The organism is Frankia sp. Mgl5 (assembly GCF_023242985.1).
Taxonomy (GTDB): Bacteria; Actinomycetota; Actinomycetes; order Frankiales; family Frankiaceae; genus Parafrankia; species Parafrankia soli.
Map to the genome: position 1 here is coordinate 54,182 of NZ_JALKFY010000618.1, position 24,542 is coordinate 78,723.

Below are 24,542 nucleotides of genomic sequence, written 5' to 3' on the forward strand. Positions count from 1 at the left end.
ACTATTTCCGGATCATGGTGGGTGGGGGAACGGGGCCGCCGGCATCGGTGCCCTCGGCGCCGATGCGCACCCGGCCGACGAGGAGGTCGGAGCCACCGAACCAGGGGTCATCCAGTTCGACGCCGTCGTCGACGGCGACCGACACGACGTCGTCACCCTGGCGCGCGGCGGCGGAGACCTGCGGGCTCAGCGCGTGCGCGGCGAGCAGCACCACCAGCTCGGCCACGTCCGCGCCACCCGCCCGCCTGGCCTGTGCGAGGAGCTCCGACAGTCGCCGCGGCGCCTCCGGCGCGATCTCCAGGATGGCCGTCGCGGTCGACCAGGTCTCGTCGTCGAACCGCGCCGGCTCGCGCAGCGAGACCAGGTCCGCCTCGACCACCGGAGGTCCCAGCACCTCCTGCTCGGCGGGTGGTGCCAGGAGTCCGTCGACCAGGTCGACGAGGCGCACGGCCCGAGGTGTGCGCACTCCCACGGCTGCCGGGAAGAAGGCAGTGGCCGGAGCCGACGCCGTCGTCACCGGCAGGGCCAGGACGGGCATCAGGATCTGTGTGTAGAGGTCGATCCCGTCGCGTGCGGGAACATCCGCGAACTGCTGGCGGTCCTGCTCGGCGCGGAAGACCGCGCCCGCCTCGAGTAGCCGCGCCTGGAGCTGGGTGTGGCGGCGGACGCAGTCCGCCACGATCGCGACCAGCTCGGCGGCCTGCCGCTTGTGATCGGCGTCGTCGGCCGCGTCGCGGTAGCGCCGGATGTGGGTCAGGATCGCGTTCTCGTGCCGGTACCGCTGCTCGACGTGGCTGAGTGCCTCATCCAGCAGCGCCGGTACCGCGCGCAGCCAGTCGACCGCCAGCACGTTGCGCCGCGTCGCGTCGAGCTGTCGGCGCAGCTGCTCGGCGTACTGGACGGTCCGGTACCGCGCCGATTCCGCCGCCGTCCTGGCGTCGGCCAGCCGGCCGCGGCGGATCAGGTTGTCCAGCGTCACCTCGGCCGCGATCTGCGCGGAGGTCACGTCCGTGTCCAGCGCGCCGACGAGGACGGTCACCGCCTCGTCCGTGGCGCGCAGATACAGCTCGCCGCCGCTGCCCGTCAGTTCGACGAGCAGCTTGAAGTCGAACCGCCGGCGCACATAGCGGCCGTCGGCCCGGTAGGTGCCGTAGATGACGTCGAACCCGCGGTCGACGCTGCCGACGTTGATCAGGTTGCTCAGCACCCACAGGGCGACCCGCTCGTGTTCGGCCCGCGGCCGGTCGGGGGCCTGGTCGGCGGCCAGTGGGACGAGCTTGCGCAGCACCTGCTCGTGGTCCGCACCCCGGTCGAAATCCATGGCCACGGTGACCAGGTCGATGGCGTGCAGCGCGAGCTCGGCCATCGCGTAGACGTCGAAGTCGGCGCCCTCCAGGTACGACTTCCTGGCGTCCAGGTCGTGCAGCGGCTGGGTGAGCGCGAGCGCCTTGCGGCGTCGGGTCATCCCGGTGTCGGCGACCGCCGCGGGTGCGACGGTCGCCGTGGTTGCGGGGGTCATCGGCCGGCCCGGCCCCGGCCGACCGCGCGGCACGACACAGCCCAGGCCGGCACGGCACGGGCCGGCTCGGCCGGGTCCGGCGGTGCCTGGCGGATCTGCATCTTTGGCACCCTAACCGGGCGCCGATCCTGCCCCGCGGGGGCAGGTGTGGTCCTGGCCAGGGCATGCGCGGACCAACCCGCCGGTGCGTGCGCCGGCCTGAATCCGTGGCGGCACAACGAAGTGAGGCCGGAACGAGGCAAGTGCGGGGGAGGGGATGCCGCGGGCCCGAGCTCGGTACTACGCTCACGACATGTCATCGGTGTCGCTGTCCAAAGGCGGCAATGTCTCGCTCAGCAAGGTCGCGCCCAACCTGACGGCGGTGACCGTCGGCCTCGGCTGGCAGGTCCGTCAGACCACCGGCGCGCCGTACGACCTCGATGCCTCGGCGATCGTCGTGGGTGATTCGGGCCGTGTGCTGTCGGACAGCCACTTCGTGTTCTTCAACAACCTGGTCAGCCCGGACGGCGCCGTGACCCACCTGGGGGACAACCTCGTGGGCGGCGGCGGGGGCGACGACGAGCAGATCAACGTCGATCTCCGGATCCTCTCCCAGCAGGCCAGCAAGGTGGTCTTCGCGGTGTCGATCTACGACGCGGACGCCCGGCGGCAGACCTTCGGTCAGGTCCGCGACGCCTTCATCCGGGTGGCGGACGCGACGACCGGCGCCGAGGTCGCCCGGTACGACCTCACCGAGGACGCCTCGACCGAGACCGCGATGATCTTCGGTGAGCTCTACCGCTACGGCGTTGAGTGGAAGTTCCGGGCCGTCGGGCAGGGCTACGCGTCCGGCCTGCGCGGAATCGCGCTCGACTTCGGCGTCAACGTCTCCTAGCAGGCTGTCCCGGCGTCTGCCGGCGGGCCGCTCCCCGGGCTGTGGGAAGCCGGGAGCGGCCCGGTGGTGGCGCCCGGTGGCTCGCCCTTGGGCGTCTGCGCCGCGGGCGGGTCGTTTGTCGAAAAGCAGTCTGCCGTGTTGCGGTCTCTGGCACGATGGCCGCATGGTGTCTGGAGGGACTCCGAGGCGGCCTGCCGCCGTGCAACTCGGCCCGCGCGGGCTTGCTCGAGGCTTGCCGCCACTGCTGGCCCGGCTGATCGTGTGCGGCCCGGATCTCCGCTCCCGGCCCCGCCACCACCCCCTATTCACGAGTGGCCCGTAACCGTCACGTCGCGGGTCGGCCGTCACTTCTCTCGAGCGACTGTCGCGGTGCGTCCAGTGGGCGTTGTCGCGTGTTTGTTTCTTTGTGTCCGGCCGTCTCGAATGCGGCGCGGGGCGAGCATTTCGGAGGTAGTCTGCGGGTGAATGTAATTCTGCGGTAATTCCCGGATTTTCCCTCGGGATCCGGGTAATTGGCCGAGAGCAAAGTGCCATCAAAACTCCGGGCTACCGGTTGCGGCAATCAGTGTTGGACCAATGCTGGAATAGTCGCTATTCTTGCCTCCGGATCTTCTGAGGAGGAACATTGGTCGAAGTCATCGGCGTGGGTTTCGGGCGTACCGGAACGCTCTCGCTCAAGGCGGCTCTCGAACAGCTCGGCCACGGCCCCTGCCATCACATGGACGAGGTCCTCTCCCGCCGGGAGACGGTTGCCGACTGGATAGCGGCGGCAGAGGACGGCGCCGCGGACTGGGATGCCCTGTACCGCGACTACCGGTCGACGGTCGACTGGCCGGGAGCCTTCTTCTGGCGCGAGCTCGTCGCGCACTACCCGTCGGCCCGGGTCATCCTGACGGTCCGGGATCCCGAGAAGTGGTACCAGAGCGTCTCGAGCACGCTGTTCCGGGCCGGCTCGGCGCGGCCGACGGTCGCGAACCCCGAGGCGACGCGGGTCATGAAGATGATGGACCTGATCGTGTGGGACGGCGTCTTCAAGGGCCGCTTCCAGGACAGGGAACACGCGCTGCAGGCGTTCGAGGAGCACAGCGAGGCGGTACGCCGTGAGATTCCGGCCGACCGCCTGCTGGTTTTCGACATCGCCCAGGGCTGGGGTCCGCTGTGTGAATTCCTCGATGTGCCGGTGCCCGCCGGTGAGTTCCCGCGGCTGAACGACCAGAAAACCTATGCGGCGAAGCACCGCGCACGGCTCGCCGCGGCGATGAACCGGGGCGCCCCGCCCGCGTGAAAATACCCAGCTAGGCCGGTCGATCCGGTGGCGGAGCGCTCAGGGGTGACAGATCCCCGCGCGCGGCCACGGGCGGGAATGGCGGCGTCGGCGGGCAGCGTCCCGTGGGCGAGCGAGAAACAACGAAGCCGCCCGGTCGGCGTGTCGCCGATTCGGGGGGCCGCCGTTCTCAGAATGGCAGCCGGGACGGGGTGTGTCGGCGTCCGACAATCATCACGCGTACCGTCCGTGTGTTCGCGTCCACCCGGTACAGCACCCGCCAACCGCGCCCCGTCGCCTCGAACATGCCCACCTGGCTCTCGCCGGCGAGCGGCGTCCCAGCCTTGCGGGGATCGTTGCGCAGCGGCCCGTCCAGGAACCGGCGTACCTCGGCGCTGAGCAGCTCGGGCAGCTTCGCCAGGTCCCGCTCCGCCGAGGGAGAGAGCGTCACCTCGTGCTTGTCGCTCATCCGCGGACGTCGGCCGGGGCAGGGCGGCGCGATGCGGCCTGGGCGTAGGTGACCTGGCCGTGGGCGGCGTGGGCGAACGCGGCCTGGGCGGATGGCGAGGGGATCGACGCCTCCGGGTCGGTCCGCCGGCGCCCGGCAGGCGCTGGAACGCTGTGCGCGTTGTGCATTTCCTGACCTTAACGTTTCGGGCTCGCCGATCGCCGGGTCATGTCACACCGGCAGGCACGGCCCCGCCAGGGGGAGCGGCCCGGCAGGATGGGCGGGTGGCTCTCCCTCCCGCGCCGGTCACCGTCCAGGCCGTCATCTTCGATCTCGACGGTGTGCTGATCGATTCTGAGCAGGTGTGGGACGAGGTCCGGCGGGCCTTCGTGGCCGAGCGCGGGGGCCGCTGGATGGCCGACAGCACCGCCCTGATGATGGGGATGTCCACCGCGGAGTGGTCCGGGTACCTGTTCGAGCTGGGTGCCGGTGGCAGCGCGGAGGAGATCGCGGCCGAGGTACGCAGCCGGGTCGCGGCACGCTACGGCGACGCGCCGCCGCTGCTCCCGGGCGCCGTGGCGACGGTGCGGGCGCTTGCGGAGCGCTGGCCACTCGGCGTGGCGAGCTCGTCCCCGCGGACGCTCATCGAGCTGGTGCTGGACCGCGCCGGCCTGGCGGGGGAGTTCCGCCAGGTCGTCTCCTCCGAGGAGGTCGCCCGGGGCAAGCCCGCGCCCGACGTGTACCTGGAAGCCGTCCGCCGGATGCGGATGCGGATGCGGGTGCCGGACGGCACGGCGGCCGGTGTGGTGGTCGCCGTCGAGGACTCGGCGAACGGCCTGCGGGCGGCCTCGGCCGCGGGCCTCGCCGTCGTGGCCGTCCCGAACGAGCACTTCCCGCCCGACGCGGACGCTCTGGCGCTGGCGTCGGCCCGCGTCGACGGAGTCGCGGGGCTCACCGCCCAGGTCGTCCTCGCCGCCGCGGAGCACCACACGACCCGCACCTGACCGACCTGTACGACGGCCGACCTGTACGACGACTTTCCTGACCGGCCCGGACGGCGGCTGATCTGACCGGCCTTGCCGGCGCGTCGGCGAGGCCGCGGGATTGTCCGTGCTGGCCCAGGGGTTGGAACGTCCATGACGGAGAACACGGATGCGGTCAAGCGCAGGGTGCTCGCCGACACCGAGGTCTGGGCGGTTGTCGGGCTGTCCGAGAACACCTCGCGCGCGGCCTATGGCGTTGCCGAGTACCTGCGCAGGCACGGGAAGCGGACGATCCCGGTGCACCCGTCGGCGCCGGTGGTCGCCGGCGAGCAGGGGTACGCGACGCTCAGCGAGATCCCGTTCCCGGTGGACGTGGTGGATCTCTTCGTCCGTTCCGACCTGGTCGGCGAGGTCATCGACGAGGCGGTGAAGATCGGCGCCGGTGCCGTCTGGACGCAGCTGGACGTCCGGGACGAGGCCGCGCAGGCACGCGCCCGTGACGCCGGGCTCGACGTGGTCGTGGACGCCTGCCCCCGCATCGACGGGCCCCGCCTGCTGGGCTGGCGCTAGCCAACACCGGCACCCGGCCCACAGCGGCACCAGGCCTGGCCGGGAACCCGGCCTGATCCGGCTGGATGATCAGCCGGGGAACGTCGGATCGTCCCCGGCGTCGGGCTCGACCTTCGTGGGCGGCGCCGTCGGGTCGTCCCCGGCGTTCGCCGCGGCCGGGCCGCGCGCCGCGGGTCGGCTGCCCGGGGTGGGCATCCGGGCGTCCGGGCCGAGGCTCACGGGCCGGCGTTGCGGTGTGCTTCGTCCGGACGGCGTCTCAGGGGCGGCCCCGCCGGCCGCGGCGGGACGCGATCGGCGGTTCCTCGCCTCGAGCGTGACCCCGGGCGCACGTTTCGGTAGCGGCGGTGTGCCGGACGGGTTCTGCCGCCGCGCCGCCGCCGCGCCCGGGTTCGGTCCGCTCCGGAGAGGGGCCGGCCTGGCCGACGCCGCCGGCGGAATCGGATCCGTCGGCGGAATCGGTGCCGTCGGCGGAATCGGTGCCGGTGGGTTCGGCGCCGGTGGGTTCGGTGTCGTCGGCGGGATGGGTCTGGCCGGCGTGGCCGGCCTCGTGGGCCCGCCCTCGCGATGATCGCCGTGGCCAGCCGGGGCCACGCGGCCCGGCGGCGCGCCGAGACCGCCGAGGCTGAACGGGGCGTCCGGATCGGCGCGGTCGCCTGGCGCGCCGAAACCGGTCGCGCCGCCGCCGTCAGGGCCGGTCTCGATGGCGCTGAGCGTGTCAGCACCGGTCGGGTCACCGTCGGTGTCAGGGTCGGCCGCGCCGAGGCCGGTCGGGCCGGGAGGCGTACGCCAGGGGGTCTCGGTGGCCTCGCGCCGCTCATGCCACGCGACGACCAGCAGATGGCCCTGGTGGACGGCGAGCGCGGCTGCCGGCGGCAGCAGGAACAGCGCCGGCAGCAGATACCGGTAGTCGAAGCAGACGGTGGCCGCCGGCACGATGATCATCGTTGCCCCGGCGGCGACCAGGAACAGGCAGTCGGCGCCGGTGCGCCGGCGTTCCGCGGTCAGGTCGTGCCAGCGGGCACGCCCGTCACCCCCGCGCAGGCCCGCCGGGACGACCCGCGGCAGCGCGGCCAGGCAGGAGAGCAGTCCGAGGACACCGGCCACGGCGAGCGCCGGGCCGGGGGTGAAGCCCCGGCTCTGGTAGGCCCGCAGATAGCCGGCCCACGGCTCGACCACGGTCCGATCCGGCCGGTCGGCCTCCCCGTGCAGGCCCAGCAGCGGCTCGTCGTTGTGCAGGTAGCGGGGCTCGTCCGCGGTCGGGAAGCGCCAGGTGGCGTCCGGCCAGTCCCGGGGCCCGACGCGGCGTCCCGGCTCGAAGTAGTGCGCGATGTCGGAGCCGACCATGCGCAGGTAGTCAACGGGCTGCCGGGTGATGACCTGCCGCGAGAAGTCGTTCAGCAGCCGGTCGCGTTCGTCGGCGGGGACGTCGAGCTGATTGCTCGGGCTGTTGCGGTCCCACACGTAGTAGCTCGGGTCGGGCCGCTCGCCGACCGGGTGCGGGGAGCACAGCGAGAGCTGGCTGGGCTCGAGGTCGAGCTGGCCGCAGTCGGCGATCGGGGCGACCCGGCCGTACAGCCAGGCGGCGTCGCCCCCGGTGAGCCCGATCTTCCCGTGCGCGGACTGGAACCAGGACGCGTACGCGATCAGCGGCGCGGCCAGGAAGACGGCGAAGACCCCGACCCGCAGCCAGCCGACCCGGCGCAGCACCACGTAGCCGAAGGCCAGCAGGCCGATGGCCACGCCGATCGTGCGCACCAGGCCCGACGCGCCGAGGAGCAGGCCGGCCAGGGCGAACGCCCATACCGACGGCCGGCGCGACCACATCAGGGCGACGACCGCGGCGACGAGGAGGACGGCGAAGAGCGTCTCGGCCATCACGAAGTGCTCGATCACGATCTGGTAGGCGTCGAGCAGGATCGGTGCGGTGGCGAGCGCGGCGATCGGCGGGGCCACCCTGCGGTGGACGAGCAGCACGTAGAGGGCCGTCGCGAGCAGGATCCCGAGCACGTGCTGTACCAGGGGAACGACCCACAGGTCGGCCCCGGTCTCGGCCAGTACGCGCAGGAACGCCGGGTAGCCGGCCGGGCGCATCGGGTCCGGTTCTGACAGCCGGGTAAGTCGGATGTACGCGTACGAGTCGCCGTTGAACTCGAAGACGGGCCGGTAGGCGTAGGTGGTGACGAGCCGCAGCACGACGCCGGCGAGCAGGAGAACTCCGAACACGGAGTGCCGGGCGAGCGGGGAGCGCCGTCCGGTAGCTGACCGCCGGCGGAAGCGCCCGCGGCGGTTCAGCCCGGAGCGGGGCTCGGCCTCGAAGCCGGGCTCGAGCTCGGACGGGCCCGCGGCCGGCCCCAGGGCGGCGCGGCGGCCGGAGCCGCCCTCGTCGTCGCCGATGGCCGGGCTCACGGCGGGCGTGGTCCAGGCGTCGCCGTCGCCGGGTCGGGATCGGCCAGGGGCCTCCAGCGCGCCGCGGGGTCCGGAGGCGTGGAGCTGTCCAGGTGCCGTCACGGCACCCATGGTCCACGATCGTTCCGCGGAATTGTCCAAATGGTCCCCTTTGGGCCCCCGATTGTGTATGTGGATCACGGTAAGACCCGATCGGAGTGGTCAGTGCTGGTGGGCGGGAATTCCACCGAGGACAGGTGCGGGCGCGGCGAGGAACGCCGCATCCTCGTCGTTCTCATGACTTTCCGGGCCCGTGCGGGTAGCCGGACCGGCTCCGCCGTCTGGCGTCGGCGTCCCGACCGGGCCCGGCGCCCCGACCGGCCCGGGGGCGCGGTCACCGGCCGCCGCGTCGTCGTCCGGCTCGGCCGCCACCGGCCTCGCGGCCGGCGGGGCCGCGGCCGGCGGGGGATCGGCCGGCGACGCTGAGGACGACGAATCCGGCGACGCTGAGGATGGCGACGCTGAGGACGGCGAGACCGCGGATGGCGACGCGCCGGTGGCCGCGGCTGAGACGGCGGGTTCGGTCGCGGGTGCCCAGCCGGCCCGGCGGTGGCCGCCGCTCGGCCCGGCCGTCACCAGCCGCAGGAAGAACGACCCGAAGGCGGTCTGCGCGCCGAGCACCATCAGCGACATGGCGAGCAGGGCGGGGCGCAGCTCGTTGAGAGGCCCCATCGAGTTCGCCAGCCATCGGGCGAGTATGACGCAGTCGATCGCGAAGCCGACGGTGAACAGGATCCCGCCGGCCGCCAGGCCCCGCTCGAGCGTGAAACGCCGGTGGATCGACGTCAGCGGCCAGCGGCGGCGCTCCTGCCACCCCGCGGCATGGTTGTGGACGTCGGCGAAGACACCGAGAAGCACCAACTGCCAACCGAGGATCGCGATCAGCGCGAACAGCACGGAGAAGTGCAGGTCGAGTCGGTGGAACCCGACATCGAGCGAACCGGGCAGGAGCGCCAGCTGGCCGGCTGTGCCCAGCCCGAACAGGACCAGACCCGGCAGGACGAACAGGTGCCTGGGCGCCAGCAGCAGCATGAACCGCAGGTGGCGCCAGCCGTCCCGCAGTGAGTGGAGCTTCGACGCCCCGACCCGCGGGTGGTAGGTGATCGGCACCTCCTCGATCCGCAGCTCGGCTCGACGGGCGGCGATGACGAGCTCGGAGGCGAGCTCCATGCCCTCGCAGCGCAGCCGCATCCGCCGGTAGGCGTCCCTGGTGAAGGCCCGCATCCCGGAGTGGGCGTCGGACGAGCGGACGTCGAACAGGCGGTTGAGGATGCCGGTGAGGAGCGGGTTGCCGACGTATCGGTGCAGCCAGGGCATGGCGCCGGGCAGGATCTCACCGGCGAACCGGGAACCCAGCACGTAGTCGGCGCGCCCGGCGCGCAGCGGGGCGAGCAGCGCGCCGAGGTCGGCGAAGTCGTAGGTGTCGTCGGAGTCGCCCATGACCAGGAACCGGCCGTGCGCGGCGGCGAAGCCGGCGAGATAGGCGTTGCCGTAGCCACGCCGTGACTCGGCGACGACGCGCGCGCCGGCCGCGGTCGCCACCGCCGCGGAGCCGTCGGTCGAACCGTTGTCGACGACGACGACCTCGCCGGCGACTCCGGCGGCGGCCAGCCCGGCCAGCGCCTTGCGGACGCAGACGCCGACCGACTCGGCCTCGTTCAGGCACGGCATGACGACGGAGACGTCGAGGCGGTCGGCGGGATCACCGTCATCGGCGGAGTCGGCGACGGCGGTGCCGGTGACAGTGGTGCCGGTGACAGCGATGCCGGCGACGGCTACATCGGCGCGGGCGCCGTGGAGGCCGCCGGCGGCGAGCGGGCCGGCGGTCTCCGGCAGCGGACCGCCGGTGGTGCGCGAGTCGTTCACCATGCGTGACCCCCCACAGGCCAGGAGCAGACGTGCGCCGGGCCGAACTTGATGGTCCGCATCCCGGACCGGCCCGGCCGCGACGATCGATCGACGAAGCGGGCCCCGCCTGTCGGCTCGGACCAATCCTCCGGTCCGAGCAGGTCGAACGCTCGGCGTCGGGCTGCAATCTACCCATATGCGTGAGCGCCGGGCAGCGGCCCTGGCCTACGGCCACGGGGAGATACACCCCGGCCTACCGGACGCCCACACCCGCCCCCGGCTGGCCGCGTACGGCGTGACACGCCGGTGGGCGCACGGGCGCCCCCGTGTGACGTGCCTAACGGAGAGGCGTAGCCTCTGGTGCTCGTGCACCAAGGAAGTGTTTTCAACCTGGCCCCGGCCCTGCCGGCGCCCACCACAGAGGCGGAGCCGTCCGGCGACCCCGCCTCCGCCTCCCCCGTCGCGCGGCGGAGGTGTCCGCACAGTCCGCCCTGCCCGACGGCCGACAGCGCCGACCACGACGCGGCGAGAGTCACCAGCAGACACTGCGACCAGGGCTGGAGTCTGCTCTGCAACGGGGTGATCCTCTTCGAGGACACGGGGGAGATCCTGCCCACCGGCCGCACCGTGGAGCCGCGGCGACCGTTGCCGAGGCCCGGGTGCGTACCCCGGCCGCCCGCGCCGCGTCGAGGGGCGGTCGCCGCGCCGACACCGGTCTGACCCGCCACGTCCCGCCGCCCGGCTGGGCGGTGCGGCGTGCCCCGGCACCGTCCGGCCCGGGCCGGGGTTTTGCCCTGGTCCGGGGGCCGGTACCGGGGGGGCACGACCGGCACCTGTGAGCGGTGCCGTGTGCGCCGCGGATGCGCCGCGGGCGCCGCTGGGACGGCGGCGCGGGGGGTCACCGGGCCGCTCCGCGCGCCGGCACGGCGGACCAGGCTGACGACGTACTGATGCCGGTCCGGCCTGTGCGAATCACCTGAACGTGGTCCTCCCGGCCGTGGGAGGACCACGTCGCGGGCCACCATGCGCCAACCCGGAACCTCGCCCCGACCCGGTGTCCCGACCCGGTGTCCCGACCCGCCCGGACCCGACCCGCTGCCCTGACCCGGCGTTCCGCCTTCCCCGGCGGATCGCCGCGCGCGCCCGCCCGCGTACGGGACGAACGGGTACGGTTCCGGCGTGACGTCCATGCGGCGGATTCCGCGGCCCGTTCACCGTTCCCGCACCCGTGACCGTTCCCGCGACCTGGTCGGCGTGAGCGATCTGCCCCGCGTCGGCGACCTGGCCCGCCTGCTCGTCCGGCACGACGTCGCGATCGGCCGGCGTTTCGTGCACACCTTCATCACGGTCGACCGCGCGATGTTCTCCGCCATCGCCGGCGCCCGGCCGCTGGTGGACCCGCTGCTGCCCCGGCTCTCCCACGCGGCCGACCACGGCATGCTCTGGTGGGGGGTGGCGGGCGCGCTGGGCGCGACGAAGGGCCGCCGCCGCCCGGCGGCGATGCGCGGCCTGCTCGCCCTGGGCGTCGCCAGCGCCGTCGCCAACGGCCCGGCCAAGCTCCTGTTCCGCCGGGGCCGGCCGCCGACACACGGCATCCCGCCGTTGCGCCGGCTGCGCCGTGACCTGACGACCTTCTCGTTCCCGTCGGGGCACTCGGCCTCGGCGGCCGCCTTCGCCACCGGTGTCGCGCTCGACGCGCCCGCGGCGGCCGTCCCTGTGGTCGCTCTGGCGTCCGCGGTCGCCTTCTCCCGGGTCTACGTCGGTGCCCACTACCCGGGCGATGTGGTGGCCGGCGCCGCGCTCGGCATCGGCGCCGGGCTGCTGACGACGAAGGTGATGCCGCGGCGCCCCTGGTCGCCGGCGCGGGCCCGGCCGGCGTCCGCCTGGGCCCCGGCCCTGCCGGACGGGACGGGCCTGGGCGTGGTCGTCAACGCCCGGTCCGGCGCCGGTCACCACGCCGAGCTCGTCGCCGTCCTGCGTGCCGACCTGCCCGGTGCGCAGGTCGTCGAGGTCGACCCCGACCAGGACGTCGCCGAGGCCCTGGACCGCGTCGCCGCGCACAGCCGGGTCCTCGGCGTCGCCGGCGGCGACGGGACGGTCAACGCCGCGGCCGCGGCCGCGCTCGCCCGGGGCCTTCCGCTCGCGGTGTTCCCGGCCGGCACCCTCAACCACTTCGCCGCCGACGTCGGCCTGAACAGCGCCGGCGACACGATCAAGGCGGTCCGCGAGGGCACGGCCGTCGCGGTGGACGTCGGCAGGGTCGACGGCATCGGCGCGGCCGACTCCCGGTTCAGCCGGATCTTCGTGAACACCGCCAGCCTCGGCGGCTACCCGGACATGGTCGGCATCCGGGAGCGTTTCGAGCGCCGGATCGGCAAGTGGCCGGCGATGATCATCGCGCTGAGCTGGGTGCTGTGGAGCGACCCGCCGTTCGACGTCGAGATAGACGGCGTCACCCGCCGGGTCTGGCTCGTCTTCGTCGGCAACGGCCGCTACCTGCCCGACGGGTTCGCCCCGACATACCGGACCCGCCTCGACGAGAGCCTGCTCGACCTGCGGGTCGTCGACGCGACCGCGCCGCTGGCCCGGCTCCGCCTCGTCGGCGCGGTGCTGACCGGACGTCTCGGCCGGTCACGGGTCTACGAGCAGCGGACGGTGGAACGGGTGCGGATCTCCTCCAACCAGCCGTCCCCGCTGCCGTTCGCCAGCGACGGCGAGGTGACCGAGGGGATCCGCCGGATCGCGGTCACGACGAGCGGCGCCCGTCTCATCGTCTACCGGCCCGAGTAGACCCGGACGACGGCGGCGGTGCCCCGGGGCGGAACCGGGTGCCCGGTCAGTCCCCGGGAGGGCTCTGGAGCGGCACCAGCGCGCGTAGTGGGGTGGTGAGCCGGGCGAAGACCTCGGGGTCGAGCAGGTCCTCGACGAGCAGCGCGCAGGCCAGGTCGGCGCACAGCTCCATGACCCGCTCGTCCGAGGACGAGTCCGGCGCCGTGGCGAGCCGGCGGCAGGCCGGGCACAGCCGCCAGAACCCCTCGGCGGCGCTGCGGCGGACCAGCGTCCACACCCGCCGTCGCCCGGTCAGGACGGCGCTGTCGAAGGCCCGCTCCATCGCGATCTGGTGGGCGTCGTCGTCGCGGGTGAGCACGGTCGTGAGCAGGCCGTCGAAGACCTCGAGGCTGGCCTGGTCGTGGCAGCGGCGGGCCAGCCGCGGCAGTGTGGCCAGCACCCGTTTCACGTCGGCGGCGGCCGGGCCCAGATCCGGCTCGTGCGAGCGGACCCGCGGGTACACGGTGCGCCACGGCCGCAGCAGCGCCGTGTACTCGGAGCGGTTCAGGATCGGCTTCGCGTAGGCGCCGGCGAGCGCGTCGCGCATCGCGCGCAGCGCGGTCGCGGTGATCGTGGGGTCGAGCGTGACGTACTCCGCCCCGGCCAGATCATCCGCGTAGATGGCGGAGAGGGCGTCGAAGGCCGCCAGGACCTCGACGATCAGCGGGGAGTCGGGGGCGAGCGCCTTGTCCCGGGCCGAGGCGAGCTGACCGGAGTTGCGCCACAGCGAGGCCAGTGCCACCAGCTCGCTGTCGGAGGTGTGTACGAGTTGCGCCAGGATGCCGAGGATCCCGCGGAGGTTCGGATGCTCCTCCAGCCGCTCGATGCGGCGGGCCCGGAGGATCATGCCTGCCGGCCCGGCTGGCGGGTGGCCGCCATGGTGGCGGCCGGACCGGTGGTCCTCGGGACACGCGTCACGTGCTCCTCCTCGATCTCGTGGCGACCAGGTCGCGACGGGGCCCACCGAGCGCCGTCCGGATCACCGGACGGCCGCGGGCTCCGCGAACCGGATGCTCCGCGTTCCGGCCACGCGACGCCGGCCACGCTCCTGCCCTCGACGGGCCGGTGCCGCGGCACGGTGCCGTGCGCCGTGGGGGACGTCCCGCAGCGGTTGGCCGACCCTTGGCCGACGCGCGACAGCGTCGCCTGGCCGTCGGCCGTGGATGTCACTCCCGAGACAATAGTGTCGCCGGTGACGATCCGGAACCGATTGCCGGTGACAGCTTGTCACACGGAGTGCTGTGCTGGTGGCACCGTTGGAGTACAGATGGTAGCCGGTGCGCGGCCGGAGCTCCGTGAACACGAAGAGTTAGCGCCACATTCGGTTACGCACAGTGGTGTCGAGTGTGGCGAACGTCGTCACGCCGTGTCGCGGGCGGCACGTCCGCCACCGGTGCCCGCGGGGCCCCGAGTGTCTCGGAAGCCCCGCGGGCCAGGTCCGGCGGCCGCCACAGGCCGCTCCCAGCCGCTGCCACGGGCCTGTCCAGCCGCGGTGGACCGGGCGCCGCGGTGGACCGGGCAGGCCGCTGAGGCCGCGGCCGGCTGACCGGCCGCGCCCGGTCAGCCGGAGACCGGCTGGTCGTCCTCCTCCACGGCGCCGCTGCCGAGAGCGGCCTCGCCGGCGCCGTCCTTGCGCAGCCCGTACCGGCGGATGGCGTCGTCCACCGTGGCCTGCTCGACATCACCCGTTCGTGCCAGCGCCTCCAGGGTCGCCACGACCACGGACTCGGCGTCGACGTTGAAGTGGCGCCGCAGGGCCGCCCGGGTGTCGGAGCGGCCGAAACCGTCGGTGCCCAGCGAGGTGTACTGCTGCGGCACCCACCGCGAGATCTGGTCGGGGACGGCGCGCATCCAGTCCGAGACCGCGACGACCGGGCCCGGCGCGCCGTCCAGGATCTGGCTGACGTAGGGCACGGCCGGCGGCTGCTCGGGGTTGAGCAGGTTGCGCCGCTCGCACACCAGCGCCTCCCGGCGCAGCTCGTTCCACGAGGTCACCGACCACACGTCGGCGGCGATGCCGTAGTCGGCCGCCAGCATCTCCTGGGCGGCCAGCGCCCAGCGCATGCCGGTACCGCTGGCCAGGAGCTGCGCCTGCGCCGTGGTGGAGCTCTCGGCGGCCCCACCCTCGACCGGCCTGGCGGGCGTTCCCTCGCCGCCGGTGAGCGCGTCGGCGGTACGGAACCGGTACATGCCGGCGATGATCTGGGCCGGGTCGACCCCGGCCGGCTCGGCCGGCTGCGGGACCGGCTCGTTGTAGACGGTCAGGTAGTAGAAGACGTTCTCGTTCCGCTCGCCGTACATCCGGTCGAGCGCGTCGCGGACGATGTGGGAGATCTCGAACGCGAACGCCGGGTCGTACGACACGCACGCCGGGTTCGTGGACGCCAGCAGCAGCGAGTGGCCGTCCTGGTGCTGCAGGCCCTCGCCGTTCAGGGTCGTGCGCCCCGCGGTGGCGCCGAGCAGGAAGGCCCGGCCGAGCTGGTCGCCGAGCGCCCACATCTGGTCGCCGGTCCGCTGGAAGCCGAACATCGAGTAGAAGACGTACACCGGGATCATGTGCTGGCCGTGGGTGGAGTACGCCGTCGCGGCGGCGATCACCGAGCCCATCGAACCGGCCTCGCTGATGCCCTCGTGCAGCATCTGGCCGGACTCGGACTCCCGGTAGGAGAGCAGCAGCTCCCGGTCGACGGCCTCGTAGCGCTGCCCGTGCGGCGAGTAGATCTTCGCCGTGGGGAACATCGCGTCCATGCCGAACGTGCGCGCCTCGTCCGGGATGACGGGCACGAACCGGGCGCCCATCTCCTTGGTCTTCATCAGGTCCTTGAGTAGCCGGACGATGGCCATCGTCGTGGCCACCGGCTGCTTGCCCGAGCCCCGCCGCAGCTCGTCGAAGATCGACTTCGGCGGCTGGGGGAGGGTGCGGGCCCGCACCACGCGGCGCGGGATCGACCCGCCGAGCCCCGCCCGGCGTTCCCGCATGTACTGGATCTCCTCGGAGTCCGGCCCCGGGCGGTAGTACGGCGGGAGGTTGCCGTCCAGCGCCGAGTCGGGGATCTCCAGGTAGAGCCGGTCGCGCAGCTCCTTGAGCTCGGTCTTGGTGAGCTTCTTCATCTGGTGCGTGGCGTTGCGGCCCTCGAAGTCCTTGCCCAGCGTCCAGCCCTTGATCGTGTGGGCGAGGATCACGGTGGGCTGACCGGCATGCTCCGTGGCCGCCTTGTAGGCCGCGTACAGCTTGCGGTAGTCGTGCCCGCCGCGGGAGAGCTTGCTGAGATCCTCGTCGGCCAGGTTGGCGACCATCCGGCGCAGCCGGGCGTCGGCACCGAAGAAGTGCTCCCGGATGTAGTCGCCCGACGAGGTCGAGTAGGTCTGGAACTGGCCGTCGGGTGTGGTGTTCATCCGGTGGACGAGGACGCCGTCGGTGTCCTTGGCGAGCAGCGGGTCCCAGTCGCGGCCCCAGACGACCTTGATGACGTTCCAGCCGGCGCCGCGGAACAGCGACTCCAGCTCCTGCATGATCTTGCCGTTGCCGCGGACCGGCCCGTCGAGGCGCTGCAGGTTGCAGTTCACCACGAAGATGAGGTTGTCGAGCTCCTCGCGGGCGGCGACCCCGAGGGCGCCGATCGACTCCGGCTCGTCCATCTCGCCGTCGCCGAGGAACGCCCACACCTTGCTGCGGGAGGTGTCCTTGATCTGGCGGTTGAGCAGGTAGCGGTTGAACCGCGCCTGGTAGATGGCGTCGATCGGGCCGAGGCCCATCGACACCGTCGGGAACTCCCAGAAGTCCGGCATCAGCCGCGGGTGCGGGTAGGACGACAGGCCGCCCGGCTCACCCTCGCGGCGGAACGCGTCCAGCTGCGCCTCGGTGAGACGGCCCTCGAGGAACGCGCGGGCGTAGATGCCGGGGGAGGCGTGCCCCTGGATGAAGATCTGGTCCCCGGAATCGCTGCCGGGGGAGGAGGTCAGGTGGTCCTTGCCCCGGAAGAAATGATTGAAGCCGACCTCGTACAGGCTCGCACTTGAGGCATATGTGGCGATATGGCCGCCGACATTATATTCCGGACGGTTCGCGCGGCTGACCATGATGGCGGCGTTCCACCGGATGTACGCCCGGATCCGCCGTTCGACGTGCTCGTCCCCCGGGAACCAGGGTTCCTGCTCGGGGGGGATCGTGTTGATGAAGTCGGTGCTGGTCAGGCCCGGTACCCCGACCGCCTTCTCGCGTGCCCGTTCGAGGAGTTTGAGCATGAGGAACCGTGCCCGGCCTCGCCCGGACTCCTCGATCACCGCGTCGAGCGACTCGAGCCATTCGCTGGTTTCGGACGGATCGATGTCCGGCAACTGGCTCGGGAGCCCGTCGGTGATGACCGAGAACTTCCGCGTTGTGTCCTGCGCCACGCCTACTCCTGCTCTTCGTTAGCTCCTGTGCCGATGCCCTCTCACTATCGTGCTCCGTCTCGACACGGCCGTCACGTACGCCCTGCCTACTGTGCGGTAGGGAAACTGGATCGGCACACGCGGTTGTTCGCGGTCTGTCCCCGAGGTGGTGGCGCGCCGGTGAACACGCCGCGACGGCCGTCTGACCAGCACCTGGACGCAGCCCTCGGACCCGGGCGGCCACCCAGGCGTCGGGGTGGCGTGCGGGCGGTCGCACCGGCAGGTGCGGGATGGTTGGGGATACGTGCGCCCGAGTTGTGGACGCCCGCCGAGGGAGGGACGCCACCGTGGAGACGAAGACGATGACGGTGCGGACGGGGCGCGACGAACGGGTCGTCGACCTCACCGAGCCGGCGGCCGAGTTCGTCGCCGGCCGGGGCGACGGGCTGCTGTCCGTCTTCATCCCGCACGCGACGGCGGGCGTGGCCATCCTCGAGCTGGGCGCCGGCAGCGACGACGACCTCCTCGCCGCCCTGGCCGCCCTGCTGCCCGCCGACGACCGCTGGCGGCACGCCCACGGCTCGCCCGGGCATGGCCGCTCACACGTGATGCCAGCCATCATCCCGCCGTCCCTGACCGTTCCCGTCCTGGACGGGCGGCTCGCGCTCGGTACCTGGCAGTCGGTGGCGCTTGTCGACCTCAATGTGGACAACCCCGAGCGGACCGTCCGGTTCTCCTTCCTGCCGGGCTGACCGGGCCGGTCGGCTCCGTCGACCGGCCCGGTCAGCCCGGCCTGGCGGGCAAAGTCCGGCCAGTGCGCCCACCCCGGCGCCGGACCTGGGATCATCGGAACGGCCAGGAGACGTCCGACATCACATACCCGCAGGTTGGACTGATGGTGGGATCATGTCGGCGGGTTTCGTACGACGGGTTGACGAGGCGGCCCCAGGGTAGCGAGATTGTGTCAGCGGAGATCGTTGTGGAACGGCCGGCATCCCCCTGCTTGTCCACAACCCCCGGCGTGGCACTTGCGCACCCACCGCATGGTCCGGTGGACTAGGCCCACGGCGGGTCGCGCGAGCGGATCGTCGCCGAACCGGTCCGCCCACGACCGGGGCGCCTCGCGACCGCGGAGCGTCGTGTAGACGAGCAGGAGGTAGCGGAGGGTGAGTCCGACCGCGGCGAACGCCGAGGGTCAGCGCCGTGCGGAACGTCTGGGAGTCATGGCCGGCACCTTGGTCCAGTCGCTCAACGAGGACGACGACATCGCCCAGGATCTCCTGGACGCGGTCACGACCTCGAGTGGCACCGACCTCGTCCCGGAGGACTCCGACGACGTGGTAGACGTCGTGCTCCTCTGGTGGCGCGAGGATGACGGTGATCTTGCCAACGCCCTCATCGACGCGCGTAGGCAGTTGTCCGAGGACGGCGTGATCTGGCTGCTTACCCCGAAGGCTGGCCGTGACGGCCACGTCGAGCCCAGCGACGTCCTGGACGCCGTGCCGACCGCCGGCCTCGTCCAGACCAGCACCGTCAGCGTCGCGGCCGAATGGGCCGGAATGCGGCTGGCCGCCCCGAAGTCCCAGCGGGTCCGTCACCGCTGAGGCCCCGGGCGCCCGCGCGCGTCCGAGGCCTCAGCGGCGGCGATCTCCCCAGTCGGGGTCGCAACCGATCGGCGTGACGTGCTTGCCGACGGTTCTTCCACCATGCCCAGGGCCAGGTCCGTGTGCCGCCCGGCCGGCCGGCATCCGCGCTTGAATGATCAGCGGTACGGCACCGCGGGCCGTCACAGCCCGCGGTGCCCCGTTTCTCGTCCGCTGCGCCGTGCGGCTCAGCGGCTCAGCGGCACCTGCTGGCCTTCGACCGCGCCGGGGTAGCGGTTCCAGATCTTGTTGATCTCGAACTGGAGATAGAGCGGCCCACCGCCGATCAGCCACAACAGGAACGCGATCCCCGGGCTGATCTCCGGCAGGCCCGCGGCGCGCTGCGCCTCCGCTGTCCGCGTCCCCAGCCGCCACGCCGCCACGAACGGCGGGACGATCAGCACCCAGCCGATCAGGAAGGCCAGCAGCGACAGCGTAGGGTTGACCTTGATCCGCGAGTTGTAGGCGGCAAGCTCTTTGTTGGTCTTGTACACCCAGACGAACCCGTAGATCCCGAGAGTGATCAGCGGAAGGCCGAGCCACACCCCGAACGGATTGCGCCGTTTCCCGAGGACGCCGGCTCCGACCGGCGGCACACCGGCCGGCGGCGGCCCGTACCCGGGCGGCACGGGATAGGTCTGCCCGGCCCCGGGATGGGGCGGGTAGGGATTCGCACCCTCCCGGGGGAACGGCGGGTAGCCGCCCGGACCACCCGGGGTCGGACCGGGCGCACCCGCCGGCCCGGCCGCGCCGGCGAACCCGCGCGGGCCTCCGGGCGGTGCTCCAGGAGGGCCGTCCGGGAACGATCCGAAGGCACCGCCGGGCCCGGGCGGCTGTCCGCCGGGGCTTCCGTGGCCGCCCGGTCCCCAGCCAGGTGGGCCGGACGGCGGCATGTGATCGGTCAAGGTGGTCACGACCTCCCTGCTGTCGGCATCCGCGGGACGCCCGACGCGCCACTGTGCGGCCCCGTCCGCGGCGTGGCCGCGAGCCGGGGCAACGGCCGGAAAAAGCACACTCCGCCCGGTCACCTCTGTCGTTGTCCGGCACGACTAGCTCGCCGCGGTCGTTGACCGGTCAGACTAGGGCACCGGAGTCCCGGAAACCGGCTCCCGCGCCTTCCTGTGGCTTCGCTGACCGGAAAAGTGCCATCCGCGGCCGGCCGGGCACGTCTTGGAGTCGTTTCGGGTCCCTACATCTTCGAGTGCCGTCGCCGAGTACGCGCCCCGATGTGTTCCCCCTGTGTGCTCATCCTGTTCACCATCGCATCCGCGTCGTAGCGCCGCCGCTGCCCACCGCCCCGGCCTGCCCGCGGGATCCGGCACACCGGCCGCAGCCGGAGCGCAAGGCCGCGGCCGACGGTGGCATGCTGGCGGAGAGGACCGACAGGTCGCGAAGACCGAGAGGTCGAACAGCACCGCAGGACGCGAAAACCAACCGCAATCGAGAGGAAGAGCTCGTGACCGTCGACGTCGGAGCCGTCGCCCCCGACTTCTCGTTGAAGGACCAGAACAACGAGGTCGTCACCCTGTCCGACTTCCGGGGCCGCCGCAACGTGGTGCTCCTGTTCTACCCGCTGACCTTCACCGGCGTCTGCCAGGGCGAGCTGTGCTCCGTCCGGGACGACCTGGCCTCCTTCCAGAACGACGACGTGCAGGTGCTGGCCATCTCCGTCGACTCCTCCTTCGCGCACAAGGTCTGGGCCGACCAGCAGGGCTACGAGTTCCCGCTGCTGGCCGACTTCTGGCCGCACGGCGAGGTGGCGAAGGCCTACGGGGTCTTCAACGAGGAGAAGGGCATCTCCCTCCGCGGAACCTTCATCATCGACAAGGAGGGCAAGGTGCGCTGGAAGGTCGTCAACAACATTCCGGACGCACGCGACCAGGCCGAGTACCTCAAGGCCCTCGCCTCGCTGTAGTCCCGGCGAGCGGCGGGCCGGGTCGCCTCGCCCGTCGGACCCCCGCGAGGTGTTCCCGAGTCAGGGAACACCTCGCGGGGGTCCCGGCGTGGCATGGCACGGGCGACGTGCGCCGCCGGTCTTCGAAGACGGGGAACCTCATGCCGTGTTTCCGCTGCAGTGCGCGACAGACCGACCCAGTCCGGGGCGCGAGCCCCTGGCAACGCGCGGTCGTCGGCGGCGAACAGGTCCTGGTCTGCCCGACCTGCAGCCCCTCCCCGGAGTGGGAGAAGATCCTTGACCGCTGCGACCGCTGCGCCTCGACCCACCTGGCGAAGGCCCTCGGCACGGTGTTCTGCCGGGCCTGCGGCGCGCGGAAATCCTCCGAACAGCAGCCCGACGGGCGCTCGCCAGCCCCTGAACCGCCCTCATCGGCTCGCGAACCGTTCTCAGCCACGCCCGGACTGTCCTCACTCATCCCCGAACCGTCGCGGACCGCCTCCGACGTGCCAGAGACCACAACCGGTGCTCTGCGCCCGCCGGCCGCAGGCTCCGCCAGGGGCGCGCCGGCCGCCACGGACACTCCCAACGCCTCCGCGGGACGTCATGGCGGGGAACCAGCCGCGGAGGGGCCTGAGCGTGCCCTCAGCGGCGACCTCGCCGCCGATGTGGACGCAGCCCTCGCCCGCATGTTCGGGCGACCGCGCCCGGTTTCCTGACCCACGATCCGGGATCATCCGCTAACGTTGCGACCGGGCACGGTCACCTCGCCGATCCGGCGATCGGCCGTGCCACCGGACGGACGATGCCTGCGTAGGCTGGGCATCCACCCCGGGCGCGTAGCTCAGCGGGAGAGCGCTCGCCTTACAAGCGAGTGGTCGCAGGTTCGATCCCTGCCGCGCCCACCCACCCCTCTCCACACAGCGGCTGAACAGCCACGGACCCTATTAATCCCGATCATGTCCCGTCAAGGGGCTCCGGGCTCTGCGCTCCCACAGCGATTAATTCAGCAAGATCACGAGGTTGCCACGGTGCCGGGCTCTTCCTATGCTCCCGCCCCGTGTCCTCGACGATCACCACCACGCCCCGCCCGCCGGGCGGACCCCTGTCCCACGGCCCGACCGTCGCAGATCCGATGTGGAACCTGCTCCTGATCAACTGGGACCTGTCCCTCGAGTCCGCCGACCGGAAACCGAACACGCGCCGGATCTACCTCCATGCCGGCCGGCTGTTCGTCGCCTGGCTCCTGGCCCTCGAGGAGACCCCGGCCGAGGGCGCCGTCGACAGCGCCGGCCGGCCCGCGCTGCGCCGCCCGGCCGGGCCCGAGGAGATCACCCGTCAGCACGTCGAGGCCTTCCTCGTCGCGTTCCGGACCACCCCGACCCCACGCTGCCCGACCGGCCCCGGCCAGGCCTACGCCAACCAGGTCTTCCGCGCGCTGCAACAGTGGATGGCCTACCTCCTCGACGAGGAGGACATCGACCGCAGCCCGATGGAACGCATCAAGGCACCGAAGGTCGACCAGCGGATCCCGGCCGAGCTCACCGACGACCACGTCCACGCGCTGCTCGCCTCGTGCACGGCGGTGAAGACCGGCAATCCCAAGTTCGACGAGCGCGCCCGGTTCGTCGCCGTCCGAGACCAGGCCATGATCAGAACGTTCCTCGACCTCGGCGCACGCCGTGCGGAGGTCGCCGGCATGACGGTTGCCGACGTCGATCTCCACCTGCGCACGATCAAGGTCACCGGCAAGGGCGGCAAACAGCGGATCCCCGGCATCGGGCGCACCACCGCCCTGAGCCTGGGCCGGTACCAGCGCCTACGCGCCGGAAAGCCCTACGCGGACCAGACCGGCGCGTTCTGGCTTAACGAGACCGGCACGGCCCCCCTCACCCACTCGGGCCTCGGGCAGCTCATCGAACGCCGCGGCCTGCTCATCGGCCGGCCCGGCACCCACTGGCACGAGTTCCGCCGCAAGCTCGCCGACGACTGGCTCGACAACGGCGGCGACCGCGGCGCCCTCATGATCCATGCCGGATGGACCAGTCACGAGATGGTTGAGCGCTACGGCGCGGCCGGCCAGCGTCGCCGCGCCCGCAACGCCCACGCCCGACTCGGCCTCGCTGACCGCTTCTGAGTCACGAGGCCCGGCGGCCCGGACGCGTCCGGCGGGTGACGATGCGTCCGACGACAGGCGCCAGGACCGCCCGCAGGGCACGGAGATCGGCCTCGGCGAGGGCCGCCCGCCGGACGAGCAGGACTAGGTCCCCCTCGCGTTCCTCGACGCCCCAGACGTCCTCTGTCTCGACCAGCACTCGTGGTACCCCCCGGATCGCAATTGATCATCTTGTCAACACGAAAACTAACTCTCCGAGCAGGCCAGACAGACGCACAGTGGTGGGTTCTGGGTGGTTGTTGTGTGAAGCATGACTATGCGTATTCAAATGAGTTGCCCTGTTCGTTCTCTGTGCGTGCTGGCCGTCACATGTGACGGCGTGAGCGCACATGTAGGTGACCAGCTCTCACGTACTAGGCACCGGCGCCCGAACGCGGTGAGCTGATCTCGCCGGACGGAACGACGACACGGGGGTGTGACCGGTGGACAGCAACCGACCACGACGACGCCGCGCACGGCGGCGGGTTCGGGTGGGCACCTGTGACGGGGGAGCCCACCGCCCGCCCACACCAGCGCTGTTCACCGTGGTTCGGATGGCCAACGGCGCACCCGCCTCGGCGAACCACTGGTTCAGCACCCGGCGAGCCGCGCAGGCCTGGACCGAGCGCCAGGGCGAGCCCGGCACCTGGTTCGTCGTTCCGTTCCTGGCCGCATGACGCGCGCCGGGCCCGCGGCGCCACCACACGCTTCGGGTTCGGCGCGGACCACTCCACCAACGAGGGAGACAGACCGTGGACGGTCACAGCCCGCCGACGCAGGAAACCGCGACACCTGACCCGCCGAGTGACCTGAAGGGCTGGAGTGACCCCGGCGCCGGGCCCGGGTCGCCGGGTCCGGTCGAGTGGCTGCAGGCCACGACGCCGGACGCCGACGTCCTCGCTGTCGGCGCGGTCCGCCAGGCCGTGATCCTGCGCTGCGGCCGCGGGCCCGACCTCATCGTGCCCGCGCAGGCCTGGGAGCGGTTCCTCGCCGAGATCCGCCAGGGGCTGTACGACAACCTCTTCGACCACTAGCCGAGATCGCCAGGAGGCGCCGATATCCTGACGACATCGACGACCGTCCGCAATGCAAGGAGAGCCCATGCGTGTCCAGCGATTCGAACCCTTCCTCGAAGCGCTCATTCCGGTCAGCGGGGGCGGAGTGATTCGCGAGGTCAAAACCTTCGCGGAGGCGGGATTTAAAGGCGCTGGTCCGTACGGTCTGATCCTCACGTTCGCGTCCGGCGGCTCCCTTTACGCCAACATTGTTTCCTCGGCGCCGCCCGGCGGCGACAACCACACGCAGCCCGAGACGATTGTCGAGGGCGAGCCGCCGACCCCGGTCCCACTGCCCGCCCTCGAGCTGTCCGGTGGCAAGGTTCGCACCCGCGACGTTGAACAGTACCTACGGGCGCTGATCCTCAACAGCGGAAACCCTGAGGTCGCTGCCGTGCGAGCGCTGTCCGCTGAAAACAGCTTCCACAAGTACGGAATGAACATCGAGTTCCACCGCAGGAATGCCTGTCACCTGTACTTCCTGCAGACACTCCCGGCCGGCCGCACCCCGCGACCGGAACAGGATTATCAATGGCTGGAGGCAATGTGAAAGACTCCATCATCCCGTTATCGGCCGATGCCGCCACCTGTCCTACCTGCGGTCAGCGTGCCGGTGTCAGGGACGGCAAATTCAACAAGCA

The 24,542-nt window shown here is 72.1% G+C and carries 22 protein-coding genes and 1 tRNA gene; 14 read left to right on the forward strand and 9 right to left on the reverse strand.

The features are described from left to right. Position 1: 1 nt before the first annotated feature. Positions 2-1,519: a hypothetical protein gene (locus MXD62_RS16415; protein WP_248830121.1), complete on the reverse strand. Its 1,518-nt coding sequence runs from the start codon at positions 1,517-1,519 to the stop codon at positions 2-4. 292 nt (positions 1,520-1,811) lie between these two features. Between MXD62_RS16415 and MXD62_RS16420 the strand changes: the two genes are divergently transcribed. Next, positions 1,812-2,393, forward strand: coding sequence for a TerD family protein (locus MXD62_RS16420; RefSeq protein WP_248830122.1), 582 nt, complete (start codon positions 1,812-1,814; stop codon positions 2,391-2,393). Positions 2,394-3,018: 625 nt separating this feature from the next. Then, complete coding sequence (locus tag MXD62_RS16425; protein WP_248830123.1) at positions 3,019-3,678, forward strand: sulfotransferase family protein; 660 nt, start codon at positions 3,019-3,021, stop codon at positions 3,676-3,678. 169 nt (positions 3,679-3,847) lie between these two features. Here the strand turns inward: MXD62_RS16425 and MXD62_RS16430 are convergent, their stop codons facing one another. Both MXD62_RS16430 and MXD62_RS16435 read right to left on the reverse strand, forming a co-directional pair. Further along, positions 3,848-4,126 carry a type II toxin-antitoxin system RelE/ParE family toxin gene (locus MXD62_RS16430; RefSeq protein WP_071061863.1) on the reverse strand — a complete coding sequence of 93 codons (279 nt, stop codon included), beginning with the start codon at positions 4,124-4,126 and terminating at the stop codon, positions 3,848-3,850. Further along, positions 4,123-4,293 (reverse strand): hypothetical protein, encoded by a 171-nt coding sequence (locus tag MXD62_RS16435; protein WP_248830124.1) that lies wholly within the window; start codon positions 4,291-4,293, stop codon positions 4,123-4,125. The genes MXD62_RS16430 and MXD62_RS16435 overlap by 4 nt, the downstream gene beginning before the upstream one ends. Positions 4,294-4,389: 96 nt before the next feature. On the opposite strand from MXD62_RS16435, the gene MXD62_RS16440 reads away from it, so the two are divergent. Then, positions 4,390-5,109, forward strand: a complete 720-nt coding sequence (locus MXD62_RS16440) for an HAD family phosphatase (RefSeq protein ID WP_248830125.1) — start codon at positions 4,390-4,392, stop codon at positions 5,107-5,109. 132 nt (positions 5,110-5,241) lie between these two features. After that, positions 5,242-5,658: a CoA-binding protein gene (locus MXD62_RS16445; protein ID WP_248830126.1), complete on the forward strand. Its 417-nt coding sequence runs from the start codon at positions 5,242-5,244 to the stop codon at positions 5,656-5,658. A 69-nt stretch (positions 5,659-5,727) separates the two neighbouring features. Here MXD62_RS16445 and MXD62_RS16450 read toward each other — a convergent pair whose 3' ends face one another. Next, positions 5,728-8,175: a hypothetical protein gene (locus MXD62_RS16450; RefSeq protein ID WP_248830127.1), complete on the reverse strand. Its 2,448-nt coding sequence runs from the start codon at positions 8,173-8,175 to the stop codon at positions 5,728-5,730. 90 nt (positions 8,176-8,265) lie between these two features. Further along, entirely contained in the window at positions 8,266-9,972 is a 1,707-nt protein-coding gene (locus MXD62_RS16455) for a glycosyltransferase family 2 protein (RefSeq protein WP_248830128.1), read from the reverse strand. A 345-nt stretch (positions 9,973-10,317) separates the two neighbouring features. Here MXD62_RS16455 and MXD62_RS16460 point away from each other — a divergent pair, with 345 nt between their 5' ends. Then, positions 10,318-10,671, forward strand: a complete 354-nt coding sequence (locus tag MXD62_RS16460; RefSeq protein ID WP_241831410.1) for a DUF5999 family protein — start codon at positions 10,318-10,320, stop codon at positions 10,669-10,671. A gap of 468 nt (positions 10,672-11,139) precedes the next feature. Further along, positions 11,140-12,741, forward strand: coding sequence for a phosphatase PAP2 family protein (locus tag MXD62_RS16465; RefSeq protein WP_248830195.1), 1,602 nt, complete (start codon positions 11,140-11,142; stop codon positions 12,739-12,741). 46 nt (positions 12,742-12,787) lie between these two features. On the opposite strand, the gene MXD62_RS16470 is transcribed toward MXD62_RS16465, so the two are convergent. Next, the gene (locus MXD62_RS16470) at positions 12,788-13,627 is read right to left on the reverse strand and encodes a hypothetical protein (RefSeq protein ID WP_248830129.1); all 840 of its coding nucleotides are present in this window, start codon (positions 13,625-13,627) and stop codon (positions 12,788-12,790) included. 713 nt (positions 13,628-14,340) lie between these two features. After that, the gene (gene aceE, locus MXD62_RS16475) at positions 14,341-17,175 is read right to left on the reverse strand and encodes a pyruvate dehydrogenase (acetyl-transferring), homodimeric type (protein WP_308301269.1); all 2,835 of its coding nucleotides are present in this window, start codon (positions 17,173-17,175) and stop codon (positions 14,341-14,343) included. Positions 17,176-17,501: 326 nt separating this feature from the next. Between aceE and MXD62_RS16480 the strand changes: the two genes are divergently transcribed. Further along, positions 17,502-17,906 (forward strand): YjbQ family protein, encoded by a 405-nt coding sequence (locus tag MXD62_RS16480; RefSeq protein WP_235013747.1) that lies wholly within the window; start codon positions 17,502-17,504, stop codon positions 17,904-17,906. A 414-nt stretch (positions 17,907-18,320) separates the two neighbouring features. Then, on the forward strand, positions 18,321-18,758 hold the full coding sequence (locus tag MXD62_RS16485; RefSeq protein ID WP_020459468.1) for a DUF3052 domain-containing protein: 438 nt from the start codon (positions 18,321-18,323) through the stop codon (positions 18,756-18,758). Between the two features lie 227 nt (positions 18,759-18,985). On the opposite strand, the gene MXD62_RS16490 is transcribed toward MXD62_RS16485, so the two are convergent. After that, positions 18,986-19,711, reverse strand: coding sequence for a DUF4234 domain-containing protein (locus MXD62_RS16490; RefSeq protein WP_248830130.1), 726 nt, complete (start codon positions 19,709-19,711; stop codon positions 18,986-18,988). 542 nt (positions 19,712-20,253) lie between these two features. Between MXD62_RS16490 and MXD62_RS16495 the strand changes: the two genes are divergently transcribed. The 3 genes from MXD62_RS16495 (at position 20,254) to MXD62_RS16505 (ending at position 22,828) form a co-directional block, all read left to right on the forward strand. After that, positions 20,254-20,712, forward strand: coding sequence for a peroxiredoxin (locus MXD62_RS16495; RefSeq protein WP_020459470.1), 459 nt, complete (start codon positions 20,254-20,256; stop codon positions 20,710-20,712). A gap of 812 nt (positions 20,713-21,524) precedes the next feature. Next, positions 21,525-21,596: transfer RNA gene (locus MXD62_RS16500), tRNA-Val, on the forward strand. 155 nt (positions 21,597-21,751) lie between these two features. Then, complete coding sequence (locus MXD62_RS16505; RefSeq protein WP_248830131.1) at positions 21,752-22,828, forward strand: tyrosine-type recombinase/integrase; 1,077 nt, start codon at positions 21,752-21,754, stop codon at positions 22,826-22,828. 1 nt (position 22,829) lies between these two features. Here MXD62_RS16505 and MXD62_RS16510 read toward each other — a convergent pair whose 3' ends face one another. Further along, positions 22,830-23,006, reverse strand: coding sequence for a hypothetical protein (locus tag MXD62_RS16510; protein WP_248830132.1), 177 nt, complete (start codon positions 23,004-23,006; stop codon positions 22,830-22,832). Positions 23,007-23,337: 331 nt separating this feature from the next. Between MXD62_RS16510 and MXD62_RS16515 the strand changes: the two genes are divergently transcribed. The 3 genes from MXD62_RS16515 to MXD62_RS16525 all read left to right on the forward strand — a co-directional run bounded on the left by MXD62_RS16515 (position 23,338) and on the right by MXD62_RS16525 (position 24,451). Further along, positions 23,338-23,523 (forward strand): hypothetical protein, encoded by a 186-nt coding sequence (locus MXD62_RS16515; protein WP_248830133.1) that lies wholly within the window; start codon positions 23,338-23,340, stop codon positions 23,521-23,523. 75 nt (positions 23,524-23,598) lie between these two features. Then, entirely contained in the window at positions 23,599-23,880 is a 282-nt protein-coding gene (locus MXD62_RS16520; protein ID WP_248830134.1) for a hypothetical protein, read from the forward strand. A gap of 67 nt (positions 23,881-23,947) precedes the next feature. Next, a complete protein-coding gene (locus MXD62_RS16525) occupies positions 23,948-24,451 on the forward strand; it encodes a hypothetical protein (RefSeq protein WP_248830135.1) in 504 nt (167 codons plus the stop codon). The last annotated feature ends 91 nt before the right edge of the window (positions 24,452-24,542 follow it).

Excerpts from the sequence above, each read along its gene's own strand:
- MXD62_RS16420 (WP_248830122.1), top strand. The coding sequence starts at position 1,812 with ATGTCATCGGTGTCGCTGTCCAAAGGCGGCAATGTCTCGCTCAGCAAG.
- MXD62_RS16450 (WP_248830127.1), bottom strand. The coding sequence starts at position 8,175 with ATGGGTGCCGTGACGGCACCTGGACAGCTCCACGCCTCCGGACCCCGC.
- MXD62_RS16470 (WP_248830129.1), bottom strand. The coding sequence starts at position 13,627 with ATGATCCTCCGGGCCCGCCGCATCGAGCGGCTGGAGGAGCATCCGAAC.
- MXD62_RS16415 (WP_248830121.1), bottom strand. The coding sequence starts at position 1,519 with ATGACCCCCGCAACCACGGCGACCGTCGCACCCGCGGCGGTCGCCGAC.
- MXD62_RS16525 (WP_248830135.1), top strand. The coding sequence starts at position 23,948 with ATGCGTGTCCAGCGATTCGAACCCTTCCTCGAAGCGCTCATTCCGGTC.
- MXD62_RS16430 (WP_071061863.1), bottom strand. The coding sequence starts at position 4,126 with ATGAGCGACAAGCACGAGGTGACGCTCTCTCCCTCGGCGGAGCGGGAC.
- MXD62_RS16455 (WP_248830128.1), bottom strand. The coding sequence starts at position 9,972 with ATGGTGAACGACTCGCGCACCACCGGCGGTCCGCTGCCGGAGACCGCC.
- MXD62_RS16445 (WP_248830126.1), top strand. The coding sequence starts at position 5,242 with ATGACGGAGAACACGGATGCGGTCAAGCGCAGGGTGCTCGCCGACACC.
- MXD62_RS16465 (WP_248830195.1), top strand. The coding sequence starts at position 11,140 with ATGCGGCGGATTCCGCGGCCCGTTCACCGTTCCCGCACCCGTGACCGT.
- MXD62_RS16435 (WP_248830124.1), bottom strand. The coding sequence starts at position 4,293 with ATGCACAACGCGCACAGCGTTCCAGCGCCTGCCGGGCGCCGGCGGACC.